The sequence below is a fragment of the Flavobacterium sp. GNP008 genome, assembly GCF_056428965.1.
Genome location: NZ_JBWJVL010000001.1, coordinates 251,953 through 269,670, shown reverse-complemented (window position 1 = coordinate 269,670; position 17,718 = coordinate 251,953). Strand labels below are relative to the sequence as shown.

Genomic DNA, 17,718 nt, shown 5'->3' with positions numbered 1-17,718 from the left:
AAATGTATTGGTTAAAGATAGCTAACTGAATTTATAAGGAATAATAAGTATCAAATCTAATAAAGGAAGGAAAGTACTTGAAAATGAAATATTTCAGATATTCAATAATTAAAAGCCAAAATAAGTAGTTAAATATAATACATGAAAAAAATACTTTTCCTAACTGGAACCCGTGCTGATTTCGGAAAAATAAAATCTTTAATTTCAATTTTGGATATACATTCCGATTTCGAAGTTTTTGTTTTTGTTACCGGCATGCATTTATTAAAAGAATACGGGTATACCCTTTTAGAAATTGAACGGTGTAATTTTAAAAATGTACATACGTTTGAAAATCATACCCATGAAACAACAATGGATTTAACACTAGCTAAAACTATTGAAGGTTTATCTAGTTATTGTAAAAAAGTGAGTCCTGATTTGATTGTTGTTCATGGGGATAGAGTAGAAACTTTAGCAGGAGCTATCGTGGGTTCTTTAAATAATATTCTTGTAGCCCATATTGAAGGAGGCGAGTTATCAGGAACTGTAGATGAATTAATTCGGCATAGTGTAAGTAAATTAAGCCATATTCATTTTGTTTCAAATGCTGATGCGGCCAAACGATTGTTACAAATGGGAGAAATGGAAAGCTCTATTTTTACAATTGGTTCTCCAGATATAGATAGTATGTTTTCCGATACATTACCTAGTCTGGAAAAAGTCAAAGACTATTATGAAATAAATTTTGAAAAATTTGCTATTGTAATGTTTCATCCGGTTACCACAGAAGCCGATGAAATGCAAGATTATACTATGAATTTTGTAAATAGTTTGTTAAAGGACTCACACAATTATGTGGTAATTTATCCTAACAATGATTTAGGCAGTCAATGTATTATAAAGGAGTATAAAAGGTTAAAAAATAATGCACGTTTTAGGGTTTTTCCTTCTTTGCGATTCGAGTATTTTTTAACTTTGCTTAAAAATGCACAATTTATTATGGGAAATAGCAGTGCCGGAATAAGAGAAGCACCCTATTATGGGATCCCAATTATTAACATTGGAACACGACAACAAAATAGAGCCATACTTGCTGATATTATCAATGTTGATTATAGTCAAGAAGGAATTTTAGATGCATTAAAGAGTATTGATTCACACCAAGTTCAAATTCTAAATTCTGATTTTGGAGATGGAAATAGTGCTCAATTGTTTGTGAAGGCAATTCAAAATAATGACATTTGGAAGATCAATCATCAAAAGCTGTTTAGAGACTCAATCCAATGATAACATTTTCTCGTTTAGGTAAAAAAGGTAATCTGGGTAATCAATTATTTCAAATTGCTTCAACAATAGGGATTTCCGAAAATTACAAACAAGAATTTTGTTTTCCATATTGGGAATACTCTATTTATTTTGAATTTAATTTCAACAAATGTTCCAATGAAAAATATTGGATGTCAGTAAGTGAAGAGAAATTTAATTATTATGAAAGGGAAATTTTAAATTACAATTATGATTTAAATGGATGGTTGCAATCAGAGAAATATTTTTCTCATTCAAACATAAAAAATGTGTTTAAGTTTAAACTGGAATTCGAAAACAATCTACTAGAAAAGCATAAAATTTTGTTTTCTAGAAAAAGCATTTTAGTAAGTGTAAGAAGAGGGGATTTTGTAAATAATGTAAATTATTTTCAACTTACCTATAAATTTTATTTAACAGCTTTATTACATCATTTTGATAATCTTGAAGAATATAATATTGTTTTTACTAGCGATTCAATTTCCTATTGTAAAAAGCATTTTTCATTTTTGCCAAATGTATTTTTTCTGGAAGATTTAAAACCAATTGAGCAACTATGTTTAGCTTCTAAATTTGACAATTATATTATCAGTAATTCTACCTTTTCTTGGTGGTTAGCTTGGCTGGGAGAAGAAACTAAAACAAAAATAATTAGACCAGTTCAAATTTTTGATGGTGAATTTGCAATAAAGTATGATGAGTCTGATTACTTCCCCGCTAGGTGGATACCACATAACGAAAGTGATTTTAAATTATCAAACCAATATTTTATGCTTAAAATATATGGTTATTTATATGGAGCTAAGGAAAGAATGATATATTTAGTAAAAAAGAAGAAGAAGGTAATTAAAAATCAGATAAAGAAAATTATTGGTTATAAATGAAAAAACTAGCAGTTGTAATTACCGATGGAGTAGGGTTTAGAAATTTCATTTTAAGTGATTTTTTGGTAGAAGCCGAGAAAATATTTGATGAGGTTGTTGTGCTTTCTTGTTTACCAGCAGCTATTTATTCGGAGTTTGCTTTTAAATCTAAAATCATTGAATTAGATGTTTTTGAAGAAAATTTTAAAACATGGTTTTTTAGAAAGGCGAAAGAAGTGGCACATTTACAGCTTCATAAAAAAAATAATTTTGGAATTCAAGATAGTTTGAGAGTGAACGCTACTCAATCTAAAACGCCACGAGGTTATGCTACTCGTTTTATTTTTAAAATAACATCAGTTTTACATTCAGAAAAATGGATTCAAAGATTGAATTATTTTCAGCAGAAATCCTTTGAAAACAATTCAATAACCGTTGGTTATAAAACAATTTTAGAAAAGGAAGATTTTGATTTATTGTTTTTCACTCACCAAAGGCCACCATTTATTGCACCATTGGTTTTTCAGGCAGAACAATTAAAAATAAAGACAGCATCGTTTATTTTTTCATGGGATAATATTGCTTCTAAAGGCAGAATGGCAGCTAATTTTGATTACTATTTAGTATGGAGCGATTTAATGAAAACCGAGTTGCAACAGTTTTATACATCCGTTAAAGAAGAAAATATTGAAGTTTTAGGAACACCACAATTTGAATCGTATGTATTAGATAGGTACAAAATTTCTAAAGCAGAATTTATAGAAAAATTTAATTTAGAAAGTTCTTTAAAAACCATTTGTTTCAGTTGTGGGGATATTTCAACGAGCAAAAACGATGAATTATATATTGAAACTATAGCTAATGCTATTCTTAAAGGGAAAATAAGAGATATAAATTTTATTATTAGAACGTCACCAGCTGAAGATTCAATTCGTTTTGCTGCCTTAGGTGCTAAATTTCCATTCCTAAAATGGAATTATCCCAAATGGAATTTATCACGGATAGGTCATCAGGAAACCTGGTCACAACGTATTCCATCAGTGGAAGATGTAAAAGATCTGAGAGGTTTATTGGAGTTTTCAGATTTAAATATCAATATGTTGTCAACCATGAGTTTGGATTTTATTCAATTTGATAAGCCAGTAATCAATACCGTTTTTGGTAATTTAGAAAATGAATTGTACGACGATCAACGTTTTTTAAATTATGCTCACATTGTAAATGTTGTCAATAGCAAGGCTACCAAAATTGTAAAAAATCAGGAAGAATTAATTATTGCAATAAATTTGTATCTCGAAAATTCGAAATTAGATTCAGAAAACAGAAAACAATTATTACAATTGCAGGTAAGTAAGCCACTTGAAAATACAGGAAAACGAATAGCTGAAGCATTGCAAAGATGGAGTTAAATAAAAAGAAAATAGCAATACTCTGCAATTATGAACTGTTGCCCGAAAGAGTAGGCGGAATGGATTATTTTTTTTGGCAGTTTGACAAAAAATGTAAAGAAAACGGTATTCAAGTAGAGTGGTTTTTTCCAAATCAATCGGATCATGGGGAATATCATAACCTTTGTATTTTTGAAAGTAAGTATTCGTCAATTGAAACCTATTTTATTGAATTTTGTAAAAGGAATAAACCGGAATACTCTCATGTTATTACCCATTTCATCGAATTGTGTACTCCTTTTTTTTATAAAATAAAGCAGTTTATCGCGGCTAAAATAATTGCTGTAGATCATAATCCAAGACCACTTTCCGGTTATCCTTTAAAAAAGAGAATAGAGAAAAGAATCAAAGGAATTTTGTTTTCAAGATATATTGCTGTTTTTGTAGGGGTTTCTAATTTTTCCCGTCTCGAACTAATCAAAGAATTTGGATTCCAAATTGGTAAGAAATCAATCGTAATTCTTAATGGAATAGATAATAATAAATTTAAAAAGAAATTAAATTTTGAATTCAATAACAAATTTATTGTTGCTTCTCATCTCAGAAGCGATAAAGGAATTCAAGATTTAATAGTAGCTGTAAAATATTTAACGGATAACCATGAATATAATTTTTTAATAGATATATATGGGAGTGGTTATTTTGAAATGGAATTGAAAAAGATGATTGAAGATTATTCACTTCAGAAATTTTTTGATTTCAAAGGAAGTGTACCACATCTAAATGAAATCTACTGTAATTATGATTATTTAATTCATCCTTCTCATGGAGAAACATTTTGTTATTCAGTTGTGGAAAGTTTAATATGTAATTTACCAGTTATAACAACGAAGGAACAAGGAAATATATTGGAATTAGTTGAGGATAATAAAAACGGTTTTTTGTTTGAGGTTTGTCAAGTCAATCAGTTACAAGAAATTTTATTTAAAATTTTGAATAATGATTATAGAATCAGTAATTGTTCCATAGTTAATAAAAATCTCAATGATTTAACTTTAACATCGATGGTTAATCATCATTTGGCATTGGTATTAAAGAATAATTTTTAATTTTGCACTGTCAAATCCGTTCCAATTCGTATGTTTTTTAATTCGTTTTCCTTTGCTATTTTCCTCCCTGTTGTATTTGTCTTGTATTGGTTTGTTTTTAATAAAACCAAAAGCACACAAAACGCAGTGCTTATTATCGCCAGCTATTATTTTTATTCCTGTTGGGATTGGCGTTTTTTGTTCTTGCTGGTTTTCTCTACTTTTTTAGACTATTATACTGGTATTCTAATTGAAAAGGCCAAGGCGGAACTGGAGCGAAAATTTTGGTTTTGGTTGAGTATCAGTATGAATTTGGGTTTTCTTGGGGTTTTTAAATATTATAATTTTTTTGCGGATTCTTTCTCCCAGTTATTAAATGGCTTCGGATTACAAACTAGCCCGTTATTATTAAACGTTATTCTCCCGGTGGGTATTTCTTTCTACACTTTTCACGGTTTATCATACGTTATAGATATTTATTTAAAGCGGATTAAGGCCGAATATAATTTTGTGGATTATTCTTTGTTTGTCAGCTATTTTCCTTTATTGGTGGCAGGTCCTATTGAAAGAGCGACGCATTTATTGCCACAGGTGAAAGTAAAACGCAGTTTTGATTATCAAAAAGCCAAAGAAGGTATTTATCAGTTTGTCTGGGGATTGGTCAAGAAGGTGGTGATTGCAGATACCTGTGCGACCTATGCCAACGCTATTTTCGATAATTATCAATCGATGAACTCTTTGTCACTGATTCTTGGTGCCGTTTATTTCGCTTTCCAGATTTATGGAGATTTTTCGGGTTATTCGGATATGGCTTTGGGAATTTCTAAATTATTTGGCATCGATTTACTGCGGAACTTTAATTACCCCTATTTCTCTCGTGATATCGCCGAGTTTTGGCGGAGATGGCACATTTCGCTGTCCTCTTGGTTTAGGGATTATCTTTACATTCCTTTGGGAGGTAGTAGTGGTGGTATGGCGATGAAAATCCGCAATACATTTATAATTTTTTTAGTGAGTGGTTTCTGGCATGGCGCCAATTGGACTTTTATTGCCTGGGGTTTCATTAATGCCTTATATTTTTTACCGTTGTTACTTTTGAAAAGGAATCGCTCTAACATGGAAACAGTATCCTTGAACTGGGATGTAGCGTCTGTTAAAGTTTTCTTTAGCATTGTTAGTACATTTGCGTTAACCTGCTTGGCCTGGATTTTCTTTCGTGTAAAATCGATAGGAGAAGCTTTTGACTATATTGGTCGTATTTTTTCTAATGGAATTTTTCAATCGCAGTATTTGGAAAACGAGCGTTACAATTATGAAATCATTATTCTAGTACTTACTTTTATTGTTGTGGAATGGAATAGCCGAATGCAAGTGGAGCCGATATCAGGAAGATACAGTAATTTGAAATTAGCGTTATGCTTTGCTGCGATTGCAGCTTTGGGAACCTATTCGGATTATAAAGAATTTATTTATTTTCAATTTTAAAGAATAATTTTCGTTTTACTATTTCCCTAAAGGGAGTCGAAAATTTAGAACAGTTTTTAGCATTAGGTATACATAATAATTAGAATTAAGTAGTAAATGAAAAAGAGAATAGAATAATAATGAAGCAGTTTTTAATTTTTACAATCAAAATCCTCGCGCTACTATTTTTACTGGCAGTTGTGTTGGATTTTCTATATACAACTGTTTATTTACAGTCTTCGAATAGAGGGAAAATAGAATCTGTTTACAATTCAGGAGCGCGCGATTATGATGTATTGGTACTTGGGTCTTCCAGAGCTAACAATCATTTTGTTACTCCCTTGTTTGAGGAAAAAGAACTGAAAACGTTTAATTATGGGATGAGTGGAGGGCATTTGTTTGAAGCGTCTTTGTTGTTGAAATTAATGATAGAGCGAAAGTACTGTATAAAAAATTTAATTTTAGAGACGGATTTGAACTTGTCAAACGAGAAGCGTGATGATGGCGTTTCTTCTCGTTTTCTTCCATTTATTCATAATTCTAAAACGATCACCGATCACTTTTCGAAAGAAATAGATTTTGAAGAATTGTATTATTTGCCTTTTTATCGGTATGTGGCATTCGACTCCAAGATTGGGTTTAGGGAACTCTATAAAACAGTAACGAAGGAGCCAAGTACTTATTTAGCACATTTAGGATATTATCCATTAGAAAATGGTAAGGGTAACATGAAAAATGACTTGACAAATTTAAAACCGTTACGCAATAAATATTACGAAGAAATTAAACAAATCTGTAAAGCGAATAACATTAATTTGATTGCTGTGATGACACCGATGTGTACCAATACTAAAGGTTTGAATTATTTTGACAAAGTAAAACAACTGTATCCTGAAATTCATAATTATGAAAAAGCGGTTGAAGGAGATCAGTATTTTTCTTCCTGCGGGCATCTGAATGATACCGGAGCAAGACTGTTTACCAGTGTAATTATAAAAGATTTTTTTAATAAATAATTTATGAAAATAGCTTTTCTGACTCCTGAATACCCACACATAAAGACTGGTAGCTCCGGCGGAATTGGTACGAGTATCAAGAACCTGGCAATGGGACTTTTGGCAGCGGGTTGTTCGGTACGCGTTTTGGTATATGCCCAAAAAGAAGAAGGAATCTTTTTCGATAATGGAATTTGCATACAACAAATAAAAAATATAAAATTAAAAGGATTGTCTTGGTATTTCACCCGAAAAAAACTGGAGCACATTATTAATACCTTATATCTGGATAAAGAAATTGATGTGGTAGAAGCGCCGGATTGGACCGGAATCACCTCTTTTATCTCTCCTAAAAAATGCCCTGTGGTGATTCGGTTAAACGGATCCGATACTTATTTTTGCCATTTAGATCAGCGTCCTGTAAAATGGGTAAATTTATTTCATGAAAAAAGAGCGTTAAAAAAGGCGGATGGCTTGCTATCTGTCAGTCAGTTTACTGCTGATACGACGAATGAGGTGTTTGGTTTAAAAAAACAATTCACTATTATTCCAAATTCTATTGATCTGGATGCATTTAGTCCGGATAATAAAAATAAAGAAAATACGAACACGATTCTATATTTTGGGAGTTTAATTCGTAAAAAAGGATTGTTAGAATTGCCATTTATTTTTAATGAAGTTCATGCAAAAAATCCAAATGCAAAATTGATTTTGGTAGGAAAAGATGTTCCTGATATTATATCAGGGAATTCTTCTACTTGGGGGATGATGCAAGAATTGTTCACACCACAAGCACTACTGCAAGTAACGTATTTTGGAGCGGTGCCATATCAAAACATAAAAGAGCATATTAGTAGGGCAACAGTTTGTGTATTTCCAACATTTGCGGAAGCCTTGCCTGTTTCTTGGATTGAGGCTATGGCTTTGCAAAAAGCAATTGTAGCGTCGAATATAGGTTGGGCTAATGATGTTATTGATGAGGGTATCAATGGGTTTTTGGTAAATCCTAAAAATCATTTGGAGTATGCTACTAAAATTAGTATGTTATTGGAAGATTCGGAATTGCGAAAAAGATTCGGTTTAGCTGCCAAAAAGAAAGTAAGCGAAAAATTCAGTAAAGAGAAAGTGGCAGAACAGAGTTTAGTGTTTTATAAAAAAAATCACAATAAATTGATAGTGCTGTAATTGTAAAAAAGAAGTAAACTGCTATTCACCAAACAGAAACTAAATCGTATTGGAAAATCAGCAGAATGAGTCCTACAATCCTATAAAAATAAAGCGTTATATAAATACAAATGGAAAGTTTTCAATTAAAAGAATTTATTACTGCATCAGGAGAAATCCTATTGTACGCCGGGACTCCAGATTTTCAGCAATTAGAGGTTTTGTCAAAGGAAGCTGGGGATATTTGGCATAGTTCTTTTGAACAAGGCTATAAAAATGCTTTTCCAGAATTGGTTTATCAAACTGCGGTCTTCTTTTGGTATTTAAATGATTTTGACGGTTTGGACCAATGTGTCAGCTGGAGGGTTAATCCTAATGCCTTTGCGGTTCGAAAATCAGTTTGGGACATCTCAAAGGGTTTTGATGCGGATTATGAGAATATTCAAATGCAAGCTTTAGATTTTGGATTTCGATGCAACCGTTTTTTAGGAGGAGTTCCATTATACGTAAAAAATTTATTTACAAATGAAGCTATAGAAAAGGTGATAGTTTCAAGAAGAGATCGTCATCTTTTTTTTAGGAAAAATTATAAAATAAGCCATGCTCTTTTTATGATTTACAGATTAGGTTTCTGGAAAATTTCGGAATGGATTACTTTATTTACTATTAAGCGTGCCTATAAAAAAAAGAATAATATTCCCAGAATTCCATCAAGAGCCCTTTTAACTATTCAAGGAAATCCTACGGTTAGTTATATCATACCTACTATGTACCGTCAAGAATATACTTTACAATTATTAAATGATTTGTCCAATCAAAATTATAAACCTACACAAGTCATTGTGGTAGATGCCACTCCATCGAGCGACAGAGATGAAACTGCCTACGAACAAGAGCAGTATCCCTTTGAATTAAAAGTAATTTGGCAACAGACTAAGGGTAGCTGTAGAGCCAGGAATGAAGCGATCACTTTCTGCACGGGTGATTATATTGTCTTCGGAGATGATGATATTCGAATTCCTGCAGATTTCATCGAAAACCACCTTCGGTTCTTACAAACCTATTCGGTTGGCGCTTGTAACGGACTCGATATCCGTGCGGATCACCACCAACAGAATTTAGAGGATTTGGCCCTTAAGTTAGGACAATTGAAGCGAATCCCATTTATTGCGGGTTGTACCCAAATGTTTAGCAATGCGAATTCTTGCGTTAAACGAGAATTTGTAAATCAGTTGGTTGGCAATGACGTGAATTTTGATGGCGGTTATGGCGAAGACAGCGATTTTGGAATGTCGTTGAGTAAAATCGGAGTCGTGGTATTGGCTAATCCATTTGCAGTTAATTTGCATTTAAAACCGCCTAGTGGTGGCTATCGTTTTTGGGGAACCCAAGCTAAAATTATTGGAAAAAAAAGAAAAGTACAACCTTGGGAGTTGGATAGTCCGGTAAAAAAAATAAAACCAGTTCCTAGTCCAACAATTATGTATGGTGTTATGAAACATTATAGTCCTAAACAATTGACAGAGTATAAGTATAAGCACTTTATCTATTATTTATTTACGGGTTCTAAAGTTGTTTTTCTCTATCGTTTGTTTCGACTTCCCTATAAAAATATTCAATTTAAAAAATCGGTTTTTTATGCACAAAAACTCCGTAATTTAGGAATTAGACACCAATAACAATGAAATTTTCATTAATTATATGCACATATATGCGTGCGGAGCCTTTATTACAGCTTTTAAAGTCTGTGAAAGAGCAAACAAAGTATCCAAATGAAATTATAATCATCGATGGCTCCACTAATCAGTATACGGACGTAATTATCGGGAATAATCAATTTGATCATTTAAATTATTACTCCGTTCCACCGCAACATAGAGGTCTAACCAAACAACGAAACTATGGAATTGAAAGAGTAGCAGTTGATACCGAAATTATTTGTTTTTTAGACGATGATATTGTTTTGACAGCTACTTATTTTGAAGAGTTATTAAAAACCTATCAGATATTCCCACAGGCGTTAGGTGTTGGAGGCTATATTATTGATGAAACTAAATCTGAATTTGTTGGAGAAAAGTATCAGCCAAAAATTGATGAATATTATTTTGACGGATGGAAAAGAAAAGATGGAAGTCGATTTGTGCTGAGAAAAAAATTAGGACTGGACAGTGATTGTCCACCGGGTTATTCTTCCTTGTATTCGCACGGGCGTAGTGTTGGATTTTTACCTCCAAGCGGCAAAACCTATGAAGTAGAAATGCTAATGGGAGGCGTGTCTTCATTTAGAAAAAAAGTATTTGAGACTTTACAGTTTTCTACTTATTTTGAAGGCTATGGGCTCTATGAAGATGCTGATTTTACCTTAAGAGTTTCTAAAACAGGTAAGTTGTATTTGAATACTGCTGCTACATTGTATCATTATCACGATGCTACTGGAAGGCCTAATCAATACCAATACGGCAAAATGGTGGTGCGGAATGGATGGTATGTCTGGCATACAAAAAATCCGAATCCTACAGTAGAGCATCAATTTAAATGGCATTCTATAACCTTACTTTTGACTCTTATTCGATTTAGTAATACCTTTACCAGTAGTAATAAAAAAGAAGCTTTTACGGAAGCTATAGGAAGAACAGTTGGTTGGTGGAGTTTGTGTTTTAATAGGCCTAGAAAATAATATATAAATTGATTTTTAAGTATGAAGTTTGTTATTATCACTCATGTTCCTCACATAAAAGAAGAGAACAAATACTATGCTTATGCTCCCTATGTTCGTGAAATGAATATTTGGGAAAAATATGTACAAGATGTTTTGATAGTAGCACCAACAGTATCAACAACTAAAACGGCTATCGATTGCGCTTATAATCATCCTGATATTAAACTCATTCCGATTGCTAATTTTCATATATTGAATTTAAAAGGCCTTTTAAATACTTTTTTTAAAATACCGAGAATTTATTTTCAAGTTTTCAAAGCCATGCAAGCTGCTGATCACATTCACTTGCGCTGTCCGGGTAACATTGGCTTGTTGGGGTGTTTTGTTCAAATTTTATTTCCTTCAACACCCAAAACAGCTAAATATGCAGGAAATTGGGATCCTAAAGCTAAGCAGCCCTGGACGTATCGACTTCAAAAATGGATATTGAGTAATTCCTTTTTAACCCGAAATATGCAGGTTTTAGTGTATGGGGAATGGGAAGGCAGCTCCCGAAATATTAAACCTTTTTTTACGGCCACCTATTCGGAAAAAGAAAAATTGGCACTAACACCAAAAGTGTTGAATGAAGTTATTAATTTTATTTTTGTGGGTAGTTTAGTCAAAGGGAAGCAGCCACTTTATGCCGTTCAATTGGTCGAAAATTTACATCTGAAAGGGTATTCAGTGCGGTTAAGTATATATGGAGAAGGCGTAGAACGAGAAATAATGGAGGAGTATATTAGGACGCATAAATTAGCAACTATCATTTCATTAAAAGGAAATCACTCCAAAGAAAGGATACAAAAAGCGTATCAAGACAGTCATTTTGTAATTTTGCCTTCCATTAGCGAAGGATGGCCAAAAGTGATTGCAGAAGGTATGTTTTGGGGTTGTGTTCCCATTGCAACTTCCGTTTCGTGTGTGCCTTTTATGCTGGATTATGGGAATAGAGGGATTTTGTTGGATATGAATTTAGACACTGATACAGCTCAAATTGGAAAAATTTTAAGCAATGAGCCTGATTTTTATAATATAAGAAATAAAGCTTCGGACTGGTCGAGGGAGTATACATTGGATGTTTTTGAGCAGGCGATTGAGAGGTTGATTCATTTAAAGTAAAGTAGTATTCAGCGGTGTAAAAATCTAATTTTGAAGAGTTTAGAGCGGAAAAATTGAAGAAGCAAGATGAAACAAGAAAAACAAAAAAATCGTATCATTCAAATTATAGATTCACTAGAGTCTGGAGGTGCAGAGCGGATGGCAGTCAATTTTGCGAATGCATTGGTCCATAGAATTGAGTTTTCAGCATTAGTAGTGACCCGGCGGGAGGGCATATTAAAAAATCAATTGGATGTAAGAGTGAATTATCTGTTTTTAAATAAAAAGAGTTCCGTTGATTTAAAATCAATTTTTAGATTAAGATCATTTGTAAAAGCGCGAAAAATAGATATAATTCACGCTCATGGAACTTCGTTTTTCACCTGTGTATTGCTAAAATTGATTTATCCTAAAGTCAAAATAATATGGCAAGAACATTATGGCGCAAGAGCAGATCAATCCAGATTAGAAAATTTGATTTTGTTTTTCTCTTCTTTTTTATTTTCGGGTGTTTTAGTGGTTAACCATCAGTTAGAAAATTGGGTCAAAAAAAAACTACTAATAAAAAAAGTATTTTACATTCCTAATTTTGTAACATTTGAAAATGACTTTGAAAAGTCAACTTTTTTAGAGGGAGATAAGGACAAGCGTATTGTTTGTTTAGCTAATTTAAAAAAGCCAAAAAATCATATCGCTATTCTCTCTGCGTTCAAAGAAATCAAGTTAAAGGATTTAGGGTGGACTTTGCATCTCATAGGAAAAGATTATGAGGATGGCTACTCAATTCTTTTAAAGGAATTTATTAGAGTAAATAATCTAGAAGACTTCATTTTTATTTATGGTTCTAAAAATGATGTACAAAATATTTTATCACAAGCTTCAATAGGAATTTTAGCTTCAACTTCCGAAGGATTTCCATTAACACTATTAGAATACGGATTAGCGAAATTACCCGTAATGTCAACTAATGTGGGGTATTGTCCTTTAATCATTAAAGATAATCTTAACGGTTTATTATTTGATCCATTAAGCAATAGACATATTCAGGAACAATTACAAAAAATGATTTCTGAGAAAGGACTAAGAGATTCATTTGCGTTACATTTGCATGAATCTATATTGGATAAATATTCCCGTGACGGTGTGATTACGATACTATTATTAAAATACAACAGTTTATTAAAGGCTAAGCAGTAAAAATGAAAAAAGAGGATCAATCCTATCTGTATTTAATTCTTTTCCATGTGTTAATTGGTATATTGGTTTTTTTGTTACCGTTTACATCAAAAATATATGGCTATTCCATTTTTATTTTGGGCATTTATTACATCATAAAAAATCAAAATAAAAATAACGAAGTTCTTATTGTGGCTGCTTATGTTGTAGGTAGCGAAGTTTTTTTGAGGATGACCGGAGGGAATCCTCTATATGAAATTTCTAAATATGGAATAATCGTTTTTATTCTGATCGGGATGTATTTCAGTGGTTTTTCTAAGGGGGCACTACCTTATTGGATTTTTTTACTGTTATTAATTCCCGGTATTATTATTTCTACATTTACTTTGAATTTTGATACTGATATTCGCAAGGCAATTGCCTTTAATATCTCTGGTCCTGTATGTTTAGGGATTGCGTCATTATATACGTTTCGGCGCAAGATTACTTTAATACAAATTAACGCCGTATTGCTTAGTATGGGATTGCCTATTATTACTTGTATGGTATATCTGATCCTTTTTACACCAAATGTCCAAGAGGTAATTACTGGTACAGAATCTAATTTTCAAACATCAGGGGGTTATGGACCCAATCAAGTGGCAACAGTTCTAGGTTTAGGAATGTTTGTTTTTTTTTCAAGAATCATTCTGGATTCCAAAACAAAGTTTCAAGTAATTATTAATGTGATTCTTGCGCTAAATATTACCTATCGCGGCATGCTAACTTTTTCTAGAGGTGGTATGATTACTGGGTTCTTGATGATTGTTTTATTGCTAGTTTTCTTATATTTTAAATCTAATTTTGGAGGAAGAGTAAAATTGAATTATACAATCACAATTTTGATGTTCGCTCTTTTAGCTACTTGGGCGTATACTTCCTTTCAAACAGGAGGTCTTATTGGCAAGCGGTATGCTAATCAAGATGCTGCCGGAAGGGCTAAACAAAGTCAGTTTACAGGCAGGGAGGATGTTGCTCAAAACGAAATCAATACCTTTTTAAAGAACCCTATTTTTGGTGTTGGAGTAGGAAGAGGTGCCGAAATTCGACAGAATGAAACGGGAATTAAAGTTTTATCTCACGATGAAATTACCCGAATGCTAGCAGAACACGGTAGCTTAGGGATACTAGCCCTAATGTTTCTTTTTTTCACACCATTGGTTTTATATTTAGAAAATAAGTTCAATATGTTTCTATTGTGTTTTGTTGCCTTTTGGTTTTTAACGATTAATCATGCCGCCATGCGTACTGCAGCTCCCGCATTTGTATATTCACTTTCGTTATTGAATGTACAATTAGGATTTCCTAGAAGGAAGTAGGTTTGTTAATAAGTTACAGTATTCTATTTTAAAAGATGGTTATGGTCTATAAATACTTTTTTACACAGCAAGTGATTTTAGAATATGAATTAACGATTTTAGATGTTTTAAATCCTTCACAATGGTAACATACTTCCAAAATATATAATGAAATAGACCTTTAAAGGATATTAATTAAGGCACATTCATCAAAAATAGAAATGATATTTTTTGAATTTAAGGTTATTCCTATTAAAGTTTCATGAATTTTATTTCGAAAATATTAAAGTTATAATTTGAAGTATTTTTCAAATAAAAAAGGTTTTTTCTTCTCTAAACTGGACCATTGGACTCTTTAACTTTAATATAATTATTGCGATGAAATAGAAAACGATGTCATTTTGCATAGTGCTTTTAACATAAATGTTGGGTTTATATGTAAATATTAAAATTTTGTTAATTTTTTTTTAAAAGCTTAAAACTTCTTAGTTGCAAAAGCATTAAATTGCACCCATAATTTAAATACCAGCGATGTTTTCAGTTGAAAAAATACATTTTGAAATATCAGAACGGAAAATGATCTTGCGAGTTTTTGATGTTCTATTTGTTTTAATGGCTCTGTACATTACCGGAAAGGTGTTTGCGTTTGATTATTTTAAAGTATCCGCTACTAATTATTACTGGACTATTGTGTTGGCAATCTATATTAATATATTTGGTACTATTTTCGAAATGTATAATCTTCAAGTAGCCAGCAACCAATTTCAGGTTCTTAAAAGTACAATTATTACTGTTTCCACTACCGTATTAGTGTACTTATTAACACCTTTCTTTTCTCCACAATTACCCACAAATCGGTTGCAAATTCTATTGTTTTTTTTGGTAACTTTCATGGCATTATTTACATGGCGCATGTTGTATGTGACATTTTTGGCCTCTAACCGATTCTTTCAAAAAGCAATATTGATTTGTGATCAAGAGCAGGTAAAAGAACTGATTTTAGGATTAGAAAATATCGATCCCCATTATAAAATAATTGGTTTTGTTAATACTGATATTAGTGAACAAAAAGTTGAAGAGTACCATTATGTACAACATATAGAAAGAAATGACTTGTTTTCTTTTGTAAAAGAAAATGGTATCTCTGAAATTGTGATTGCTTCCCAGAAAACAGAGGGTATTACTGCGGATTTGTACCAACAGTTGCTGCACTTATTAGAATCAGGAAGCATTATCAGGGAATACACGCAAGTGTACGAAAGTAAGACGCAGCGTATACCAATGCAGTATATTTCAAGAGATTTTTATCGTTTTTTTCCCTTTAGCCGAAGCAATCAAAATAAATTATACTTATTTATAGTACGTATTTTAGAAGTAAATGTTTCCTTACTGGGTCTAGCTCTAGGTGTGTTTTTGTTTCCTTTTATATTGGTTGGGAATTTAATAGGAAACAGAGGGAGTATTTTTTATTTACAAGAACGTGTGGGTAAAGACGGTGCTGTTTTTAAAATTTTAAAATTCCGTACGATGGTTGGAAATTCCGAATCCAATGGAGCCGTTTTTACTGTTATGAATGATGCGCGTGTGACCTTGTTTGGGAAATTTATGCGTAAAACTAGAATAGATGAATTTCCTCAGTTTATCAATATTTTAAAAGGAGATATGGCCGTTATAGGCCCACGTCCGGAACGACCAGTTTTTGTAAAAGAAATTGCTGAAATAATGCCTTTCTATGAAACCCGACACATTATTAAGCCGGGACTTACCGGTTGGGCTCAAGTCAATTATTCGTATGGAGAAACCATTGAGGATAGTTTAATCAAGCTGCAATATGACTTGTATTATATTAAACACCGAAGTATTTATCTGGATTTAAACATAGTTTTTAAAACCATTACTACTGTATTATTTTACAGGGGACAATAAGGGTAATTATTATTACTAATTAAAGAGCTACTTTTATATGATTATAGGAATTCGCTTTTTATTTTGAATGGCCATTCTCAGTAAAATTATAGTACTGGAGGCTATCAATGGCAGAACCATTACTAAATGTGCTTTGTTGATTATAAAAAAGAAATAGAGTAGTAACGATATTAAGTTAAGTAACGCCAAATTGTAAATTCCTTTTTTATTTCTGATCCAATAGAAATAGAGTAAGCCTAATAAGGTTGGGTTAAATAATAAAATATTATAGTTATATCCTAACTCAAGATGGGAGGAATAAAGACCCACAAACGAAAAGAATAACCCAAGTATCGCCAGTAGTGTCAGGTAGAACAAATCGACACTTTTTTTGTTTATAAAAATGATCAAGCTTAGTAGTATGAGGTAAGAATACGGGTTATTCCACCAAGAGAAGGAAACTTCATTTTTAAATTCAATTATAGTTTTGTTTTTCTGTACCAGAGGGAAGCTTTGAAAAGAAATCTTTTTTAGACTTTTTTGTAGTTCTAAGGGTAAAAATATTTTGGTTCCTAATTGATCAACTTTTTTTCCAAAAATGATACTGGTACCTAATTTTTCATAAAAATGTCCCTCAAAATAGGGATACAATATGGTTCTGTACGAGATTTTAGTATCTGTTTTTTTTACAATTGTAACGGAGTCTAATGTTTTATTAATAATGTCCACTACCATTGATGTACAATTTTTGTCAATGAATTTGTAGGTGTAATGACTTTCTCCTGAAGCTAAGGAGGTATTCAGATTGTCATATAGTTTCTGTTTTAATGTAACTGGAATGTTTAGTTCCTGTTCATATACAGATCTTTTTTCATACTGATATTGATTGATGAAATCCGGATAGGAGTGTACGACAGCAAAATATTGCAAGTCTCCTTTTATAAATTTCATTACAAAATTAGGGGTATTAAAATCAAAAGCACCGTAATTATACACCACATCAATGGCATTGACTGTATCTCGTACGCGAATTGCAGTGTGCCCAAAAAGAGAATATGATTCATTGCCAGTGCCACAAGTGATTACGCTGACCTGTGCTTTTTGGGATAATTGTATGTTTTGTCCGAAACTGTAGTTTACAGTTAAAAAAAAGAATAGGAAAAAGGAATATTTTTTTAATAAGTAAGCGTTCATTCGTTTGCTTGTATAAGGATAAAGTATGTGATTTTTTATATTTAAGACCTATTTTACT

General features: G+C 32.1%; 14 protein-coding genes. 13 read left to right on the top strand and 1 reads right to left on the bottom strand.

All coding sequences use genetic code 11. The features are described 5' to 3' along the window. Positions 1-141: 141 nt before the first annotated feature. From neuC to AC0608_RS01160, 13 genes are all read left to right on the top strand, one after another. Positions 142-1,269 carry a UDP-N-acetylglucosamine 2-epimerase gene (gene neuC / locus AC0608_RS01220; protein WP_478287851.1) on the top strand — a complete coding sequence of 376 codons (1,128 nt, stop codon included), beginning with the start codon at positions 142-144 and terminating at the stop codon, positions 1,267-1,269. After that, complete coding sequence (locus AC0608_RS01215; protein ID WP_478287850.1) at positions 1,266-2,171, top strand: alpha-1,2-fucosyltransferase; 906 nt, start codon at positions 1,266-1,268, stop codon at positions 2,169-2,171. The genes neuC and AC0608_RS01215 overlap by 4 nt, the downstream gene beginning before the upstream one ends. Further along, positions 2,168-3,559: a CDP-glycerol glycerophosphotransferase family protein gene (locus AC0608_RS01210; RefSeq protein ID WP_478287849.1), complete on the top strand. Its 1,392-nt coding sequence runs from the start codon at positions 2,168-2,170 to the stop codon at positions 3,557-3,559. The genes AC0608_RS01215 and AC0608_RS01210 overlap by 4 nt, the downstream gene beginning before the upstream one ends. Continuing rightward, positions 3,550-4,647, top strand: coding sequence for a glycosyltransferase family 4 protein (locus AC0608_RS01205; RefSeq protein ID WP_478287848.1), 1,098 nt, complete (start codon positions 3,550-3,552; stop codon positions 4,645-4,647). Before AC0608_RS01210 ends, AC0608_RS01205 begins: the two co-directional genes overlap by 10 nt. Before the next feature lie 30 nt (positions 4,648-4,677). Further along, complete coding sequence (locus tag AC0608_RS01200) at positions 4,678-6,111, top strand: MBOAT family O-acyltransferase (protein ID WP_478287847.1); 1,434 nt, start codon at positions 4,678-4,680, stop codon at positions 6,109-6,111. 119 nt (positions 6,112-6,230) lie between these two features. Beyond that, positions 6,231-7,106 carry a hypothetical protein gene (locus tag AC0608_RS01195; RefSeq protein WP_478287846.1) on the top strand — a complete coding sequence of 292 codons (876 nt, stop codon included), beginning with the start codon at positions 6,231-6,233 and terminating at the stop codon, positions 7,104-7,106. A gap of 3 nt (positions 7,107-7,109) precedes the next feature. After that, the gene (locus AC0608_RS01190; RefSeq protein ID WP_478287845.1) at positions 7,110-8,270 is read left to right on the top strand and encodes a glycosyltransferase family 4 protein; all 1,161 of its coding nucleotides are present in this window, start codon (positions 7,110-7,112) and stop codon (positions 8,268-8,270) included. A gap of 110 nt (positions 8,271-8,380) precedes the next feature. After that, positions 8,381-9,928 (top strand): glycosyltransferase family 2 protein, encoded by a 1,548-nt coding sequence (locus AC0608_RS01185; protein WP_478287844.1) that lies wholly within the window; start codon positions 8,381-8,383, stop codon positions 9,926-9,928. A gap of 2 nt (positions 9,929-9,930) precedes the next feature. Continuing rightward, complete coding sequence (locus AC0608_RS01180) at positions 9,931-10,926, top strand: glycosyltransferase family 2 protein (RefSeq protein ID WP_478287843.1); 996 nt, start codon at positions 9,931-9,933, stop codon at positions 10,924-10,926. Between the two features lie 21 nt (positions 10,927-10,947). Further along, a complete protein-coding gene (locus AC0608_RS01175) occupies positions 10,948-12,069 on the top strand; it encodes a glycosyltransferase (protein WP_478287842.1) in 1,122 nt (373 codons plus the stop codon). 66 nt (positions 12,070-12,135) lie between these two features. Further along, positions 12,136-13,245 (top strand): glycosyltransferase, encoded by a 1,110-nt coding sequence (locus AC0608_RS01170; protein WP_478287841.1) that lies wholly within the window; start codon positions 12,136-12,138, stop codon positions 13,243-13,245. Positions 13,246-13,247: 2 nt separating this feature from the next. Then, positions 13,248-14,582: an O-antigen ligase family protein gene (locus AC0608_RS01165; protein ID WP_478287840.1), complete on the top strand. Its 1,335-nt coding sequence runs from the start codon at positions 13,248-13,250 to the stop codon at positions 14,580-14,582. Positions 14,583-15,092: 510 nt separating this feature from the next. Next, the gene (locus tag AC0608_RS01160) at positions 15,093-16,487 is read left to right on the top strand and encodes an exopolysaccharide biosynthesis polyprenyl glycosylphosphotransferase (RefSeq protein ID WP_478287839.1); all 1,395 of its coding nucleotides are present in this window, start codon (positions 15,093-15,095) and stop codon (positions 16,485-16,487) included. Positions 16,488-16,520: 33 nt separating this feature from the next. Here AC0608_RS01160 and AC0608_RS01155 read toward each other — a convergent pair whose 3' ends face one another. Next, positions 16,521-17,660 carry a lipoprotein N-acyltransferase Lnb domain-containing protein gene (locus AC0608_RS01155; RefSeq protein WP_478287838.1) on the bottom strand — a complete coding sequence of 380 codons (1,140 nt, stop codon included), beginning with the start codon at positions 17,658-17,660 and terminating at the stop codon, positions 16,521-16,523. Positions 17,661-17,718 lie beyond the last annotated feature (58 nt).